Below are 15,896 nucleotides of genomic sequence, written 5' to 3' on the forward strand. Positions count from 1 at the left end.
ACCAACCCATGCACAGCGGTTCCCGTTTCATCCGTGGCACGCTTTCGGCAATCGCAATAGCCGCAGCCGTGTCCGTCACATCCACAGCCTGCGGGGCCCAGGCCCCCCAGCCGGCTGCATCCGCGGGAAAGTCCGGCGGCAACCTCGTCGTAGGTGTCACTACCGACCCCGATACCCTCTTTCCCTGGAAGGCCACACAGTTCCAGGCCGTTTCCGTCCTCCAAAACATTTATGGAACCCTGACGGAATTCGATAAGGACCTCACTGTCGTCCCCGGCCTAGCCACGTCATGGGAGACCTCCCCGGACGGCAAAACGCTCACCTTCAAACTCCGTGAGGGTGTCACCTTCGGCGACGGCAGCACCATGGATTCCAAGGACGTCAAGTTCTCCCTGGACAAGATTAAGGAGGAAGCCACGGGCGCCGTGTCCCGGACCTCACTCGCTGCCGTGACCGCGGTAGAGGCTCCCGACCCCGGCACAATCGTCCTGCGGTTGTCCGCGCCAGATGCCGCGCTGCCGTCCAACCTGGCTGTCATTAACATGGCGATCCTCTCCTCCGACGACGCGGAGCAGTCGCTCCTGAAGACCCCCAACGGAACCGGACCGTTCACCCTGAAGGAGCGGGTTGCCAGCCAATCCCTGAAACTGGCACGCAACGACGCGTACTGGGGCGACAAAGCAAAACTCGACACAGTCGAACTCCGTGTGATCCCCGATGAATCCTCCATCGTCTCGGCCATGCAGGCCGGGAACGTGAATTTCGCCGTGTTCAATAGTCCCCTCGTCGCTAAAACCGCCGCGGGACCGAACATTTCTGTCGCGAAGACCCCCCAACTCAGCTATCACGCCCTGCAGCTCAACGCCGGGCGCGGTGATCTGGCTGACCTCAACGTGCGCCTGGCCGTCCAGTGCGCGGTGGACCGGCAGCAGGTGCTCGACACGGCAGCCCTTGGCGAAGGTGAGGTCACCGGCCCGATCACATCCCCTGCCTTCAAGTCGGACCCGAATGACCGGCCGTGCCCGAAGCGCGACCTCGCGAAGGCCGCCGAGTACCTCAACAAGGCAGGCAAACCCGAAGGTGTGACGCTCTCGACTATCGTCTCCCAGGGCGAATACGCCACATCAGTCGATGAGGCGCAGAACCTCAAGGCCCAGCTGGCCGAAGCTAAAATCACGCTCAACATCGAAGCCTTGGAGTCCGGCGCTTTCGTCACCCGGTGGAAGGCCGGAGACTTCGATGCCGCGGTCGCCCTCAACGGCGGGCGGCCGGATGCCGACGGCATGTATGGACGCTACTTCACCAGCACCGGCAATCTGAACAAAGTAGCGGGTTACAGCTCCCCCACCCTCGACTCACTCTTCGCCGAAGGGAAGGCGATCTCGGATCCCAAGAAGCGCAAGGACATTTATTCCAAGGTCTCTAAAGAGCTCGAGAACAACGCTGCATGGGTCTGGCTGTTCACCAGCTACACCTACACAACAACAGGCTCCTCCGTCCAGGGGTTCATCCCCATGGCCAACGGCTCGCTCCAGTACCTGCGCACCACAACCATCAACTAACCGCCCATCGGTGGGGCCCGGTTCGCCGGGCCCCACGCCGAGGCGAGAAATCCAGGCACATGCTTCAGACCATTACCCACAATCCCATCCTGCGGCGCGTTGCCGGCGCAGCGGGCACCCTACTGGGCGTCGCGATCTTCGTCTTCATCATGCTCCGTGCAATCCCCGGCGACCAGATCACCGCCGGCCTCGGCACCGAAGCCGCTGCCCTGACGCCCGCCCAACAGGACGCACTGGAGCGCTACTACGGTCTGGATCAACCCCTCTTCGTCCAATTCTTCTCCTGGCTGGGCAACCTCTTCACCGGAAACCTCGGATTTTCGGCCCGATCCCAGCAAAGCGTTCTGGAACTTACCCTGCGGTCCCTTCCGGTGACGTTTGAACTGGCAGTATTCGCCATCGCCCTGGCCCTGATTATCGGTGTTCCGCTCGGGATGCTGGGAGCGTCGCGGCCGGACTCCCCACGCGACGGCCTGGCCCAGGCTGTCAGCCTCGCCGGGCTCTCGGTTCCGGCGTTTCTACTGGCTACAACCCTGCTATCAGTCTTCGCCGCGTCACTTGGGTTCAATCCGAACGGGCGCGGATTCACTGCCCTCACGGAGAACCCGCTGCTGAACCTCCAACAAATGCTGCTTCCGTCGCTGGTTCTCGGATTCGGTATCGCGGCTCCCATCATCAGGACCACGCGCACGGCCGTGCTGGAGATCCGCTCGAATGATTTCATCCGCACCGCACGCGCCAAGGGCGTTCCGGAAAGCCGGCTTCAATCCAGGCATGTCCTGCGCAACGCCCTCGTACCCATTGTCACAATGACCGGCCTCCAGTTCGGCTACCTTCTCGGCGGCGCGGTCGTCGTGGAGCAGATCTTCTCGATCCCGGGAATCGGCCGGCAGGTGCTGCTGGGCATTCAACAGAAAGAATACGCACTGGTGCAGAGTACAGTCCTTGTCATCGCGCTGACGTTCGTCATTGTGAATCTCCTGACCGACGTCCTCTACAGGGTCATCGACCCACGGGTACGGGCATCATGATCGATACCCCGCTCATCACAGAAAAACAGACCAGCCTCACCAGGACCCGACACCGCTCACTCGCGCTGGTGAAAAGTCCCACCGGCCTGGCCGGGCTCACTATCATCGGACTCCTGACGCTGCTTTCGGCGCTGTCCTTCATCCACGCCCTGCCTTATGACCCGATCGAGCAGAACTCGACCTCCAGCCTGCTCGCCCCCTCCGCTGACCACTGGTTTGGAACGGACCAGTTCGGGCGCGACGTGTTCTCCCGGGTTGCGGCCGGTGTCTCCAACTCCGCCCTGATCGCTGTGGTCGCTGTCGGCTTCGCCGCGGTCTTCGGCACGCTCGGCGGACTTGTCGCCGGATTCTACCGCGGACTGGCAGACGGGGTCATCGGCGGCATCACTAACGTGCTCTTCGCCTTCCCGCCCCTGCTACTCGCACTCGCGCTGGCATCAGTCTTTGATCGCAATTGGTTCACCATTGCCATAGCGATCGCCGTCGTCTACGTGCCGATTTTCGCCCGTGTGACCAGAGGCCCCGTTCTCTCACTCCGCGAAATCGAATATGTGAAGGCGGCAACCAGCACAGGACAAGGCCGGGCTATGATCATGCTGCGGCACGTGCTGCCGAACATCACCTCCATCATCATCATCCAGGTCGCCCTTTCCCTGTCGTGGGCGGTCCTCACCGAGGCCTCCCTCAGCTTCCTCGGGCTGGGCACTCCCCCGCCAGCCCCATCGCTCGGATCGATGATCTTTGAAGCCCGCACATTGGTTTACGTCGCTCCGTGGACGATGATCGCGCCCGGCGCGGTGATGATCCTTCTCGTGGTCGGCCTGAATCTCCTCGGCGACGGCCTCCGCGACAGCTTTGACCCCCGGAACCGGGGCCGGCGATGACCCTTAACCCATTTGAAATCGACCAGCTCACCACCCTGGACACGGAAATCTCGGACCCTCGTTTTGCCGCTATCGACAAGATGTCGGTCGGTGAGCTGGCCGAGACCATGAACACAGCCGACTCCAATGTCCCTGGCGCGGTCAGACGCGCCCTTCCACAGATAACATCCGCGATCGAGGCCACAACGACGCGCATGAAGGCCGGCGGCCGGATGATCTACGTGGGCGCAGGAACGCCCGGCCGTATCGGCGTGCTCGACGCCTCGGAATGCCCGCCGACCTTCGGAACTTCGCCGGAGCAGATCTTTGCCGTCATAGCCGGAGGTGCCAGCGCCATCGTCGCTCCCTGCGAAGGGGCCGAAGACGACGTCGACGCCGGCACGCAAGCCGTGGACGCGGCCGAAATCGGGGAGCTGGACACGGTGATCGGCATCGCGTCCAGCGGCCGGACACCGTTCGTTGTCGCTGCCCTGAAGCGCGCACGAGCCAGGGGCGCTCTCACCGTCGCCCTCACGTGCAACGCGGCGACACCCGCGGCGGCCGCCGCCGAACACCAAATCGAAGTCATAGTCGGCCCCGAAGTCGTCGGCGGGTCCACCCGGCTCAAAGCGGGGACCGCCCAGAAGCTTGTGCTGAACATGTTTTCAACCATCGTTATGGTCCAGCTCGGCAAGACCTACGGCAACCTCATGGTCGATGTGAAACCCACGAACGCCAAGCTGCGGGAACGCGCCGTCCGGCTGGTCCGGTCCGTCACGGGCGCAGACCGGGTCAGCGCCCTGGAAGCCCTGTCCGTCAACAGCTATTCCGTCAAACAAGCCATCGTCGCGCTTCGGCTGGGTCTCAATCCGGACGAAGCGGCGGCACAACTCACTAAGAACAGCGGCCTGCTTCGCGCGGCCCTCGGGGAGCAAGCATGAGAATTCTTGGGATGATTTCGGGAACCTCCCACGACGGTATCGATGCCACGGTGGTGGAGTTCGAAGAACAGGACGGGCACCTGACCGGAAAAGTTCTGCAGTCCGCCAGCACACCGTATCCCCTAGCCCTCCGGGCCCGGCTCGTCCAAGCGCTTCCGCCCGCAGCTACGACCCTGGCGGAGATGTGCGAACTGGACACGCTTGTCGGCCAATGCTTTGCACAGGCGGCTCTGGACCTCATCCACGACGCCGGCCCTGTGGACCTTGTCGTTTCCCACGGGCAGACGGTCTTCCACTGGGTGGAGGGCGGGGAGGCGCGGGGAACGCTGCAGATAGGACAACCGGCGTGGATTGCCGAAGCGACCGGGACACCGGTGCTCTCCGACGTGCGCATCCGGGACATCACTGCCGGCGGTCACGGGGCACCCTTGGTTTCGTACCTGGACGCCCTTCTGTTGGCCGGCCACGACGGCACGGCCGCTGCCCTCAACCTCGGCGGTATCGCCAACATGACCGTGGTCTCCGGAGAGTCGGAGCTGTTCGCTTACGACATTGGACCGGCCAATGCCCTGATAGACGCTGTCGTTGCCGGCCGGAAACTGAACAATATGGGCTACGACATAGACGGCAGGATTGCCGCCACCGGCACCGTCCATGATGGGCTGCTCGACGTCCTCCTCGATGACGCCTATTTCCGACTGCCGGCTCCCAAGTCCACTGGAAAGGAACACTTTCACCTCCCCTATGTTGAGGACACCCTGAAGACAGCCTGCCCTGGTCTCAGCGACGCGGACCTGGTGGCCACCCTCACCGAACTGACCGTCCGTTCCGTGGCCCGGGACGTTCGCGCGCATGGAATCGACCTCGTCGTGGCTTCCGGTGGCGGATGCAGGAACAGCGTCCTCATGGACGGACTGCGGCGCACGCTACCCGGAGTCGTCATTACCCAATCGGACGACTACGGCGCCCCGGCCGATGACAAGGAGGCCATCGCCTTTGCGCTCATAGGGTGGTGCACCGCTCACGGACTGCCCGGCACGGTCCCTGCGGGAACAGGCGCACGGGAGGGCCGTATCCTCGGCACCCTCACCCCGGGAAGCGGACCGCTCACCCTTCCGGCACCTGCCACGTCAGCGCCGAAGGCCCTGACGCTCACCGGGGGATAAAGGCCGTGATCATGCACCTCACGCTGCGGAGAGCATCCCCGGCCGACTGCGAAGGAATTATCGGGGTGTTCCTGTCCTGCTGGCGGGACAGCTATTCAAGCGTTCTTCCATCACACGTCGTACAGACCATGACGGAAGAGCGCGCACGCGCACTGTGGGAACGAGCGTTGTCCACTCAGTACGGCGCTGAGGATGTCACCGTGGCCACTGACGCCGGAACAGGCGCGATAGCCGGCGTCGTCAGGTACGGTCTAGAAGACCCCGGCCACGGAATCATCTCGTCGCTCTACGTTGACCCTGCCTCGCAGGGGTGCGGCGTCGGATCCCGCCTGCTCCGCGGGGCGGAATCGGCTTTGACCGAGGAAGACGTCGAATCGGCCAGCCTGTGGGTTTTCGCCGACAACGCAGCTTCCATCGCCTTCTACGCCACCCACGGCTGGCTTCCCGGCAGTGAACCTCCGGCCCGAGACCGGGAATTCGGCGAACCCGTGTATCGGCTGTCGAAATCCTTCCCGGACGCCCGCCCGACCCCGCCGCCATCAGGATCCGAACCGGGGAGTCGCACGGCGGACCAGCCAGGGGCTGCAACAGCCTTTGCGGCGGGCATCTGCCCATGACATCACTGGAATCCGCGGCGCGCCAACTGGTGTCCCGGACCTCCCCTGCATCAAAGGACGGGCAGTTTCCTGCCGGCCTCGCTCTTGGCATCCTCGGGCCTGGCTTTTCGGCTGCGGCCTCTGCAGGCCACCGTACAGTCCATTGGCGAGAGGGCCAGCGCCAGGGAATCGACCCGATGACGGTAGACACGCACCACGACATGGCCTCCGTCACCAAAGTGTTAGGCACGACCGCCTGCCTGCTGCGCCTCGTATCCGACGGGCTTGTCGACCTGGACGCGGAAGTCCGCCGATATTTACCCGGCTTTCGCGGTGCCGGCCGGGACTCCATCACAGTGCGCGACCTCCTTTTGCACCGCGGAGGCCTGAAGGAGTGGTATCCCCTCTACGCTGCGGCTAAAAGTGCCGACGAGGCACACCGCGTCATCGAAACCCTTCCCTTGGTCTGGGCGCCCAGGACTGTGCGCCGCTATTCCGATCTCGGCTTTATTCTCCTGGGCAGAATAGTCGCCGCCGCGGCCGGCCAGGACCTTGCCTCAGCGACATCGGAGCTGGTCACCAAACCACTCGGTCTCTATTCGACCCGGTATGCGAGGCCAGCCGGCTCGAACGTGGCGACGGGGTCCCGCGACGACAGGATCGAAGCCGCGATGATCGACTCCCAGATACCCTATGCGGTTCCCTTCAGCAGCAGTGACTTCTCGGGTTGGCGCCGTCAGCCGGTACAGGGCCAAGTCGCGGACGGAAATGCCCACCATGTCTTCGACGGTGTCGCGGGGCATGCGGGCCTCTTCTCGACGGTTCCTGATCTCCTGCAGTTCGCCGCAGCCCTCGCGGCCTACCGGGAGCACGACTCCCTGTGGCGTTCAGAATCCGCCGAAGAGTTCTTCTCGGCTGGACCGGACCCAGGTCAGGCGCTCGGGTTCCGCCGCTACCGGTTAGTGGTAGACGGTGAGGCGCTCACGGTCCTGGGTCATCCTGGCCACGTCGGGTGCGCTGTCGGGTTCGTGCCGGGCCGGGGCATAGCCCTGGCGCTGGCTAGCAACCGCCTGCTCGTGGATGGGGCGCCGGTCCCGACCGAGGACCTGTGGACGGAGCTTCTCGAACTAGCCGGTGACGAGATCGGACGCAGCAGCCAATGAGCGCGCCACTTAGTCGCTTCAGACATCCCGCATTCCGCCACCCTGCAACAGAGAGGCATACGCCATGACTCCCCGCTTCCCGCTCCTTTCCATACAAAACCTTTCGGTCGCATTCGGCACCGCTGCACGCCAACTGACTGTGGTTCGAGATGTCTCCCTGGATGTGTTCCCCGGACAGACCGTTGCCGTCGTCGGTGAATCGGGCTCGGGAAAGTCAACGACCGCCGCCGCCGTCAACCGGCTTCTTCCTGCGAACGGTCGGATCACCGCCGGTGACATATTCTTCGATGGCCGCAACCTCGCTGATGCCACGGAACGCGAAATGATGGCAATTCGCGGCGCCCGGATCGGCTTCGTGCCGCAGGATCCAATGTCCAACCTGAATCCGCTGATGCGAATCGGCGACCAGATCGCCGAAGCTTTGGAGGTCCACGGGCGCTCCCTGGGCAAGGGCGGCCGCGGGCAGGTCATCGAATTGCTCGATATGGTCGGGATCCCCGAGCCCGAGCGGCGGCTCAGCCAGTACCCCCACGAATTCTCCGGTGGAATGCGTCAGCGGGCACTTATTGCCATGGGGCTGGCCTGCCGCCCGGGCCTCCTGATCGCCGACGAACCCACCTCGGCGCTGGATGTGACCGTACAGAGGCGCATTCTCGACCAGCTCGAAGAGCTTACCGAACGGATGGACACGGCCGTGCTGCTGATCACGCACGACCTGGCGCTGGCCGCCGAGCGCGCGGACTCCATCGTGGTGATGCGGCAGGGGGAAATCGTCGAATCAGGCGCCGCGACCCAAATCCTGAACGATCCCCAGCATGACTACACCCAACGCCTGCTTCTGGCAGCGCCGAGCCTGACATCCCGGTCGATCGTCACGACTACGCCCCCCGGCGTCGCACGTGGCCAGCGCCCTTCGGAAGCCACTCCGGAGAGCATTGTCGAAGTACGCAACCTGAACAAGATCTTCACCATCCGCGGGCCCGGAGGCCGAGGCGGCACAACGTTCACCGCGGTCGATGACATCAGCTTCACTATTCCGCGCGGCCAGACTGTTTCAATCGTCGGGGAGTCTGGCTCCGGAAAATCAACAACCGCCAACCTGATGCTCGGCCTTGAAGACATCACCTCGGGCCAGATTCTGTTTGATGGTACCGACGTTTCGTCCCTGGGAAGACGTGAGCTATTTGCCTTCCGCCGGCGCGTTCAGCCGGTATTTCAGAACCCGTACGCCTCGCTCGACCCCAGATACACGATCGCCGAGTCGATTACCGAACCCCTTCGTGTCCACAAGATGGGCACGAAGACCTCACGACACAGTAAATGCCTCGAGTTACTGGACCAGGTCGCGCTCCCGGCAATCATGGCCGACCGGCTGCCCCACGAACTCTCCGGCGGCCAGCGCCAGCGTGTGGCCATCGCCCGCGCGCTGGCTCTGTCCCCCGAACTCGTCGTGCTGGACGAGGCCGTATCAGCGCTCGACGTTCTGGTGCAGGCGCAAACCTTGGACCTGCTCGCCGAGCTACAGAAGGAACTGGGCCTGAGCTACCTCTTCATTAGCCACGACCTCGCTGTCGTCCGAATGATTTCCCACGCGGTACACGTCATGCAGCGCGGACGTATCGTCGAAAGCGGCACTCCCACCGACATTTTTGAAGACCCGCAAGCCGCCTACACCCGCGAACTCCTCGCGGCAATCCCCGCCGTCAAATCAGGCGCCTGACCGGAATCCCTGCACCAAGAAATATCCCGCCGCCGAGCTCGGCGTGAGCCCGGCTGCTCCACCTCCCACGGAGTCCACCGCGCGGGGAGTTCCGCCGTGGAATGACGGCCCTCAGACCCTCCAAACGAAGCGTTTTTCTGGACCGAAAGAAGCTATTGACGATGCTCAAACTTGCTGGTAATTTTTTTACCAATTAGCTCAAAACTTGGTAAATATGTTCCGAAGCAGTCAAAGATGACCTGCCGGCCGCATGTGGCCGGCGGCCCTGGGGGAAGGATCGGTACGTGCATGGCTCTCGGCAATCGAGACAAATTCAAAACTCCGACTCGGACCTCGAAGACGACGGGACCGGATCGGGACACCGCGGCCCTGACGCAGCGGATACAAAAAGTTGGGCTTTTTACCACCTTTGCCGGAATGGGCGGCACCGCCTCGATAATTCCGGCCACTATTCCCCTGTTTGCCCACAACTCAAACAGTCCCGTCTCCGGATACCTCGGCGCCGTACCCGCGCTCTTCTTCGGTCTGATGGCAGGGGTGCTGCTCTCGGCAATTCTGCTGCGGCAGGCTAACCCGGAAGCCGTTTTGTCGGCCGGTTCGCTGCTTCAATTTGCTGCCCTCATCGCAATTGCCGTTGCACCGGACGGCGCTACCTTCGCGATCGCGGCCGGGGCCGCGGGCATGGGCTTCGGCCTGTGCGAAGCCAGCGGGAGCATCATGGCGCGCGTCGTAGCCGGCGAGAAGACCACCGGCCTGCTGTCTGCACTGACCGGAACCGTCGCCCTCGTCGCGGCGCTCGGGCCCCTGCTCATCGTCGCGGGAATTTTTGGCGTAAGCGCGGTCCCACTGCTGGCAGCGATCGCATTTGTCCACCTGACAACGGTTGCCCTCTTCCTCTTCGTTCCAAAGCGCGGCCCGCAGGCGGCCCGCGCTTTGGCCGATCCCGCCAGAATCCGCCCGACAGCCCTGCTCCTTCTGCTGGCGCCGGTCTCGGCAGCCCTATTCGTGTACGTCGGCGTCGAAACAATCTTCGCCGGATGGTCCGCGGTCATCCCCGCGGAAGCTCTGGCACTGGACGCCACGGCGGCCGCGGCCGGAACGTCGGCTTTTTGGATCCTGATGGCCACTGGCCGGTACGCAGCATGGTTCATCCTCAAGACCACAGTGACGCAGTCAGCGGTCCTCATCTCCACCTGCTCCATCGCCGTGGCGTGCTTCGCCGTGGCAGGTGTCCTCAGGCAGGCCCACCCTGTGGCCGCGCTGGTCTCAACGGGAGTGGCCATCGTGTGCCTGGGACCGATGTACTCCCTCATTCTTGGAATTGGACTGACCCGGGTGAAAGTCGAGGACGCCAAGAAAGCGGTCGGCCTACTGGTGGCCTGCGGCGCGGCAGGCGGTGCCTGCATACCTGCCGTGCTCCTCTCGGCCACATCCCACCCGGGGGCCGCGGGTGTTTTCCTGACGGTCGCCGCGCTGACGGCCGCCATAGTGCCACTCATCGTCGGTCGACGCCGCCAATTGCTTCCCCCCGACCACACCAGCCAACACAGCACAGAACCGGAGAATAGAATGGCAGTTCTGCACGACATCGAAGAAAGTCTCGCCAGCAAAGAACCGACCGCTCCCCCGTCCTGGACCAACGCCCACCTCGCCCTGGTCAACGAAAAGGTCGTCCTTCACAGCGGGGCAGGGGTTCTCCAGGGAGCCTGGCACTCGCAGGACAGCGACGAAGTACTGCTGGTCCTGAGCGGCCGATGCACTGTCGAAACGGGAGCGGGAGCCTTGACGGCCGGCGCGGGCCAGCTGATCCGTATTTCCGCCCACGAGCCACACAGGGTCAGCACCGGTGAAGAGACGGTCCTGGTCGCGATCGAGGGTTCGTCGGCACTCCGAACGCCGCTGACCGGCCCGGGCGCATGAGTGGAGCGGCTTCGCGGAAGGTCATCGCACTGCTCCCCGTATTCAACGACTCTCGCTATTTGTCGGGATGGATTGACTCCGTGGGCCAGCATGTCGATGGAGTTGTCGCACTCGATGACGGCAGCACCGACGAGTCGCTGAAACTCCTTACGTCCGCTGCCTGCATCACAAAAGTCATCAGGATCCATCCGGAAGACAAGTCGGGATGGAACGAACCGCGCAATCGCGAGCTGCTGGTGACTGCTGGTCAGGCATTGGGAGCCAGCTGGTTCGTCGCCTACGACGCCGACGAGCGCCCGGACAGCAGACTCTGGGGCCAGTGGAAGCTTTTGACCGATGAGGCGGACGCATCAGGGGCAATCGGGATCAGCCAACCACTCCGGGAGATATGGGATCGGCCTGATCATTATCGCTGCGACGGGGTCTGGGGCCGGAAGCGGAAAGTATCGATCTTCCGAAATCTGGGGCGTGATCACCAATTCGACCCGGCACAGTGGCATGGGGAGTGGTACCCCGCCCAGTTCCTGGGGACGGATCGTTTCCTGCTGACAGACCTGAACCTCTACCACCTCAAGATGCTGCACGCCGCGGACCGGGAGCAGCGGATGAGGCGCTACCTGCGCTTGGATCCGGACCGCAGATTTCAGGAGACCGGATACGAATACCTCGTAGACGAGGCCGACATCGCCCTGACCCCGATCTCCCCGATGGAAGGCTACGCCGGCATGGCCCGCGGTGCCGGGCCGCAACCGAACGGGCGCGCATGAGTAAACCCCTGGTACGCTCACGGCTCCTGACACTGTTCGCCGCGACTGCCCTGGTCATACCCACCACCAGTTACCTTTGCGCCCAATGGGGCTGGAGCCCCGCCGTCACCGGTGCCGCCGTCAGCCTCATGACGGGCGCAGCGGTGGTCTTCGCCCCTATGTGGGGAGTCCTTGACGACAAGGCCAACGGGCTAGGCACGCGCCTTGCCTCTGGTGTCGCGGCGTTTTCATGCGCGCTCCTGTGGATCTGCGCAAAATGGGGGCCGTCCGGTGAATTCGCCGTGATAGCCGGCCTCGCCCTATTCGGAGCCTCAAGCGGAGGCATCGAACCGCTAATATCGGCGCACATACAAAGGCTACAGCTCATAGGAAAGTACCCGAGCCTTCGCTTATTTGGAACGGGCGGGTGGGTGCTGGGCCTAGCGGCAGCGTCCCTGGCAGTCATCACGGGAACTCTGGAGGCCGTCTATCTTCTTGCCGGCCTTCTCTTCGGATACCTCCTGATAGCCAGCTCTTCGGGCCACATGACGGTGCCCGAGCGGGGAAAAACACAATGGCGCCTCCCGCGGCCCGTGGTGTTGTTCGTCCTGATCGGCCTTCCCATCCCGATCTCGGCATACGTCTACCTCGTCTTTTCCGCGGCAGCCTTTCAGTCCCTCGGTCTCTCAAACGCTGGCGCACCGTTCATCACGCTGCTTCTGATGGCAGCGCTCGAAGTGCCGGCCTTCCTGCTGGTGCAAAAAATCATTCCCGGCCATGGTCTCCTTCCCCTGTACGCACTCGCCATGGCGTGTTTGGCACTCTCCTGGCTTGCCCTAATGGCGGCAGACGGCAACATCCTGCTCCAGGCAGCTGCGCTCGCGACCCATGCCGTGTCGGCCGCCCTGTGGGCGTCCTTGCAGGTCAATGTCGTCAGGCATTACTCCAAAGCTGGACTGGCAGGTTTCTCCCAGGCATCAGCGTCAGCCATGGCCAAGTGTCTCAGCGCGACCTTTGCCGGTGTGGGTGCCGGCTGGCTTGTGGGCGCCCACAACGCCATGGCCGCCGCCTGGTTCATCCTCATACTCTGCCTGCTTTCCCTCCTCTGTTTGTTGGCCATCTTCAGGTTCTCGGGCCCCATGGCTTCAACGAAAGTTCCCCGCAACGAATTAATCCCAATCGAAAGGTGATGTACCCATGTCAACTGTGCTGGACAACATCCATGGAACGACCGGCTCCGCGAAATCCCTCGCCGATCGGGACCGCGAATTCGTCGCCCGCCCGACGACGCGGATTCCCGTCGCCGTCACAGGCGGTGACGGCGCCTATCTCGTGGACGCCGACGGCAGGCGCCTTCTCGATCTCACCTCCGGCTGGAACGTGGCCAACACCGGCTGGAATCACCCCAGGGTCGTCGAAGCCGTTGTGCGGCAGGCTCGCCAGATGTCCTTCTCGCCCCCCTGGTGCACTCACGACGGGCGCTCCAGCGTCGCCGAGAGGCTGAGCGATCTGCTCGGGGGCGGATACAAGGCGCTCTGCGGCGCGACCGGCAGCGAGGCCGTCGAGGCGGCACTCAAGGTGGCCCGCCGGGCCACCGGGCGACAGGCCATCGTCGGTTTCACGGAGGCCTACCACGGGGGAACCCTAGGATCGATGCAAGCGGGCGGCGTTCCGCAACTTCATGCCGTGGATGTCCCCAGCACCGAATTTCACCGCTACGCCCCCATCCCGGACGCATTGCGTTCCAATGGGGTGGACTATGCGGCAGCCCTGCGGGAGGTGCTGGCGAGCGGACCGGCGCCGGCAGCCATCCTGCTCGAACCCATTTTCACCAATCCGGGCGTCATCCACGGCGATGCCCAGTTCTACGCAGCGGTCCAACAGGCGGCCCGGGACGTAGGCGCGCTCATCATCATGGACGAAGTCGGAACAGGATTCGGCAGGACCGGGCACGCCTTCGGCTTCCAGCACTGGGGGATGGACCCCGACATCGTTGTTGTCGCCAAGGCCCTCACCTCCGGCGCGGTTCCCATGGCCGGAGCGCTGATGAAGGAGGACCTGTCCTCGGCGGTCGCCGGACCGGGGTTCTCCTCCACCTTCGGCTGGGTCCCGCTCGCCTGCGCGGCCGCCCACGCGTCGCTGGATGTCATCTCTGACGAAGACCTCGTCGCGCGGGCCGCAACATTGGGGCAGCGGGGCCTCGACCGGCTCTCCAGTCTCGTGGCCGCCTACCCGAGCGTCGCTGCCATCCGGGGCAAGGGCCTGGAAATGGGCATCGAGTTTACGGATGAGAGCGGCAAACCCTTCTCCCGGCCCCCCATGGAAAACCTCACCAGCCGGCTCCTCAGGCGAGGGATTTTCGCCGAGCCGTCCTCATACACGTCGACATTGCTGCTCATGCCGCCACTGGTCATCTCTGACGAGGATTGGGCCCGCGCGCTCGACGCCATCGAGGAAGAAATCGCCGACATGACGCGGAAGGGAGAATTCCAGTGAGCCAGAATTTCCGGGTGGGCGTTGTCGGCCTCGGCGCGATGGGCGGCCCTGTTGTGGAGCATCTCCTCGAAATCGGCACCAGCGTCGTAGTCTTCGACGAAGACCCCCACAAAACCAACGGGTTGGTCCAGCTGGGCGCGACGGCCACAACATCCTGCGCTTCCATGGCTGACGAAGTCGACTGGATGCTGTTATTCCTCCCCGGACCGCGGGAAGTGTCCGCTGTCGGATCTGAGATATTAGCCGCCCCCCGGCGTCTTAGGGGCATCATCGACTGCACTACGAGTGACCCCACCGTTTCACGGGACGTGGGGGAACGGCTCTCCAGTGCCGGCGTCCTGTACGCGGACGCCGGCATGCTGGGAAATCCGCCGCTTGCCCGCACCGGATCGCTACTTCTGCTTCTGGGAGCGACGGAGGCAGATGCCGGACCGCTGATGCCCCTGCTGTCCCTCGTAAGCCGGAAGGTCTTCTATCTGGGCAGCGTCGGCGGAGGTCACGCCGCGAAACTCGCAGCAAATGAGCTGTTCACCTCCCAAGTTGCGGCAATGGCGGAAGCTCTAGCGGTGCTTCGGGCCCTCGACGTGGACCACGACGTGTTCCTTGACGCGCTCTCGGCCACCGGAGGACGAGGCGTCGGACTTGCTGACATCGGCAAGACCATGCTCAGTGAACCCCCTGCTACGGGCTTTGCACTGCGTCTGGCCGCCAAGGACGTCTCCCTGCTGGACGCACTGGCGGGTAGTTCCGGTGTTTCCGCCCCTGTCGCTGCGGCGCTGGCAGGGCTCTTTGCCGCAGCCGCAGAGAATGACGGCAACGCCGACTACACCCGCGTGTACCACCACATCGTGCAGACCCAGGGAGGAGGAAAAGAAACCCCATCCGACATCAACTGCACACCAGTACACAGCGCCACATGAATTCAATCGGCGCAGTCATATTCGACATGGACGGTGTCCTCCTTGATACACCGAGGATCCACCGCGAGGTCTGGCTCGAGTTCGCACCGAATGCCCCTTGGGCTGAGGTTCGAAATTACGAGTCAACCTCCGCCGGGAGACGCTCCCGGGACGTTCTAGATGAACTGATCGCGCACCGGGTTTCGCCCGGGCAGATCGAGGACATTGTGGCGAGTCTCCATGGAGATTTCTTACGGCGCTGCCGGGGAGAGGATCTGGTGTTTCCCGCAATGCGTCGGACCGTCGAACAACTCCGGGGGAATGTTCCGATAGCCCTGGCGACGAGCGCCCCGCGCTACGTCGCAGTGGAAATGCTGGATGATCTCTTCACGTCCTTTGACGCGACGATCACCAGCGACGAATGCGGAAAAGGCAAGCCGGATCCGGAAGTCTATGCCCGCGCGCGGGCAGCGCTCGAGAACGTCACCTCGCCCACCCTCGCGGTAGAAGACACGTCCATCGGGGTGCAGTCGGCGGTCGCGGCAGGCTGCACGACGTGGGCGCTTGCTCCAAACCCGACGGCTGCCTCCGATGCGGTTCGTGCCGGGGCTTCCGTCGTCGTCTCCGACGTCAGTGATCTGGCGAATCTGATTGTCAGGTCCGCCAGATGGTCACCAAGACCGTCACACGGCAAGGTGCTAGGGTGTGTTGCTAAACCCTTTGAAGGTTGATTTCCGTCAGGCTTGATTCATGGCAGCAAGGCAGGAAATTTCTGACAAGGCATGGGCTGTGA

At 63.6% G+C, this 15,896-nt stretch carries 14 protein-coding genes; all 14 read left to right on the plus strand.

Annotation, left to right across the window (positions count from 1 at the left end):
* Window positions 1-8 precede the first annotated feature (8 nt).
* The 14 genes from ABIB51_RS21100 (at window position 9) to ABIB51_RS21165 (ending at window position 15,834) form a co-directional block, all read left to right on the plus strand.
* Window positions 9-1,562: an ABC transporter substrate-binding protein gene (locus ABIB51_RS21100; protein ID WP_354191307.1), complete on the plus strand. Its 1,554-nt coding sequence runs from the start codon at window positions 9-11 to the stop codon at window positions 1,560-1,562.
* Between the two features lie 59 nt (window positions 1,563-1,621).
* A complete protein-coding gene (locus ABIB51_RS21105) occupies window positions 1,622-2,593 on the plus strand; it encodes an ABC transporter permease (protein WP_354191308.1) in 972 nt (323 codons plus the stop codon).
* A complete protein-coding gene (locus tag ABIB51_RS21110; protein ID WP_354191309.1) occupies window positions 2,590-3,477 on the plus strand; it encodes an ABC transporter permease in 888 nt (295 codons plus the stop codon). Before ABIB51_RS21105 ends, ABIB51_RS21110 begins: the two co-directional genes overlap by 4 nt.
* Complete coding sequence (murQ, locus tag ABIB51_RS21115; protein ID WP_354191310.1) at window positions 3,474-4,397, plus strand: N-acetylmuramic acid 6-phosphate etherase; 924 nt, start codon at window positions 3,474-3,476, stop codon at window positions 4,395-4,397. The genes ABIB51_RS21110 and murQ overlap by 4 nt, the downstream gene beginning before the upstream one ends.
* Window positions 4,398-4,408: 11 nt before the next feature.
* On the plus strand, window positions 4,409-5,563 hold the full coding sequence (locus ABIB51_RS21120; RefSeq protein ID WP_354191311.1) for an anhydro-N-acetylmuramic acid kinase: 1,155 nt from the start codon (window positions 4,409-4,411) through the stop codon (window positions 5,561-5,563).
* 128 nt (window positions 5,564-5,691) lie between these two features.
* Window positions 5,692-6,180, plus strand: coding sequence for a GNAT family N-acetyltransferase (locus ABIB51_RS21125; protein ID WP_354191320.1), 489 nt, complete (start codon window positions 5,692-5,694; stop codon window positions 6,178-6,180).
* Window positions 6,177-7,322: a serine hydrolase domain-containing protein gene (locus tag ABIB51_RS21130; protein WP_354191312.1), complete on the plus strand. Its 1,146-nt coding sequence runs from the start codon at window positions 6,177-6,179 to the stop codon at window positions 7,320-7,322. The genes ABIB51_RS21125 and ABIB51_RS21130 overlap by 4 nt, the downstream gene beginning before the upstream one ends.
* A 64-nt stretch (window positions 7,323-7,386) precedes the next feature.
* A complete protein-coding gene (locus ABIB51_RS21135; protein ID WP_354191313.1) occupies window positions 7,387-9,042 on the plus strand; it encodes an ABC transporter ATP-binding protein in 1,656 nt (551 codons plus the stop codon).
* A 417-nt stretch (window positions 9,043-9,459) separates the two neighbouring features.
* A complete protein-coding gene (locus ABIB51_RS21140) occupies window positions 9,460-10,962 on the plus strand; it encodes a cupin domain-containing protein (RefSeq protein WP_354191314.1) in 1,503 nt (500 codons plus the stop codon).
* An 80-nt stretch (window positions 10,963-11,042) separates the two neighbouring features.
* Complete coding sequence (locus ABIB51_RS21145) at window positions 11,043-11,729, plus strand: glycosyltransferase family A protein (protein ID WP_354191315.1); 687 nt, start codon at window positions 11,043-11,045, stop codon at window positions 11,727-11,729.
* Window positions 11,730-11,857: 128 nt separating this feature from the next.
* Window positions 11,858-12,898, plus strand: a complete 1,041-nt coding sequence (locus ABIB51_RS21150; protein ID WP_354191316.1) for an MFS transporter — start codon at window positions 11,858-11,860, stop codon at window positions 12,896-12,898.
* A gap of 7 nt (window positions 12,899-12,905) precedes the next feature.
* Entirely contained in the window at window positions 12,906-14,204 is a 1,299-nt protein-coding gene (locus tag ABIB51_RS21155; RefSeq protein WP_354191317.1) for an aspartate aminotransferase family protein, read from the plus strand.
* Window positions 14,201-15,124: an NAD(P)-dependent oxidoreductase gene (locus ABIB51_RS21160; RefSeq protein ID WP_354191318.1), complete on the plus strand. Its 924-nt coding sequence runs from the start codon at window positions 14,201-14,203 to the stop codon at window positions 15,122-15,124. Before ABIB51_RS21155 ends, ABIB51_RS21160 begins: the two co-directional genes overlap by 4 nt.
* Window positions 15,121-15,834: an HAD family hydrolase gene (locus tag ABIB51_RS21165; protein ID WP_354191319.1), complete on the plus strand. Its 714-nt coding sequence runs from the start codon at window positions 15,121-15,123 to the stop codon at window positions 15,832-15,834. Before ABIB51_RS21160 ends, ABIB51_RS21165 begins: the two co-directional genes overlap by 4 nt.
* Window positions 15,835-15,896: the final 62 nt, after the last annotated feature.

This window comes from Arthrobacter sp. UYCu712, from assembly GCF_040547005.1.
Lineage (GTDB): Bacteria > Actinomycetota > Actinomycetes > Actinomycetales > Micrococcaceae > Arthrobacter.

What these genes read in the sequence shown, in the direction of transcription:
- ABIB51_RS21155 (WP_354191317.1), top strand. Translation starts at nt 12,906, where the DNA reads ATGTCAACTGTGCTGGACAACATCCATGGAACGACCGGCTCCGCGAAA.
- ABIB51_RS21100 (WP_354191307.1), top strand. Translation starts at nt 9, where the DNA reads ATGCACAGCGGTTCCCGTTTCATCCGTGGCACGCTTTCGGCAATCGCA.
- ABIB51_RS21110 (WP_354191309.1), top strand. Translation starts at nt 2,590, where the DNA reads ATGATCGATACCCCGCTCATCACAGAAAAACAGACCAGCCTCACCAGG.
- ABIB51_RS21125 (WP_354191320.1), top strand. Translation starts at nt 5,692, where the DNA reads ATGACGGAAGAGCGCGCACGCGCACTGTGGGAACGAGCGTTGTCCACT.
- ABIB51_RS21150 (WP_354191316.1), top strand. Translation starts at nt 11,858, where the DNA reads ATGACGGGCGCAGCGGTGGTCTTCGCCCCTATGTGGGGAGTCCTTGAC.
- ABIB51_RS21130 (WP_354191312.1), top strand. Translation starts at nt 6,177, where the DNA reads ATGACATCACTGGAATCCGCGGCGCGCCAACTGGTGTCCCGGACCTCC.
- ABIB51_RS21140 (WP_354191314.1), top strand. Translation starts at nt 9,460, where the DNA reads ATGGGCGGCACCGCCTCGATAATTCCGGCCACTATTCCCCTGTTTGCC.
- ABIB51_RS21135 (WP_354191313.1), top strand. Translation starts at nt 7,387, where the DNA reads ATGACTCCCCGCTTCCCGCTCCTTTCCATACAAAACCTTTCGGTCGCA.
- murQ (WP_354191310.1), top strand. Translation starts at nt 3,474, where the DNA reads ATGACCCTTAACCCATTTGAAATCGACCAGCTCACCACCCTGGACACG.
- ABIB51_RS21105 (WP_354191308.1), top strand. Translation starts at nt 1,622, where the DNA reads ATGCTTCAGACCATTACCCACAATCCCATCCTGCGGCGCGTTGCCGGC.
- ABIB51_RS21120 (WP_354191311.1), top strand. Translation starts at nt 4,409, where the DNA reads ATGATTTCGGGAACCTCCCACGACGGTATCGATGCCACGGTGGTGGAG.
- ABIB51_RS21165 (WP_354191319.1), top strand. Translation starts at nt 15,121, where the DNA reads ATGAATTCAATCGGCGCAGTCATATTCGACATGGACGGTGTCCTCCTT.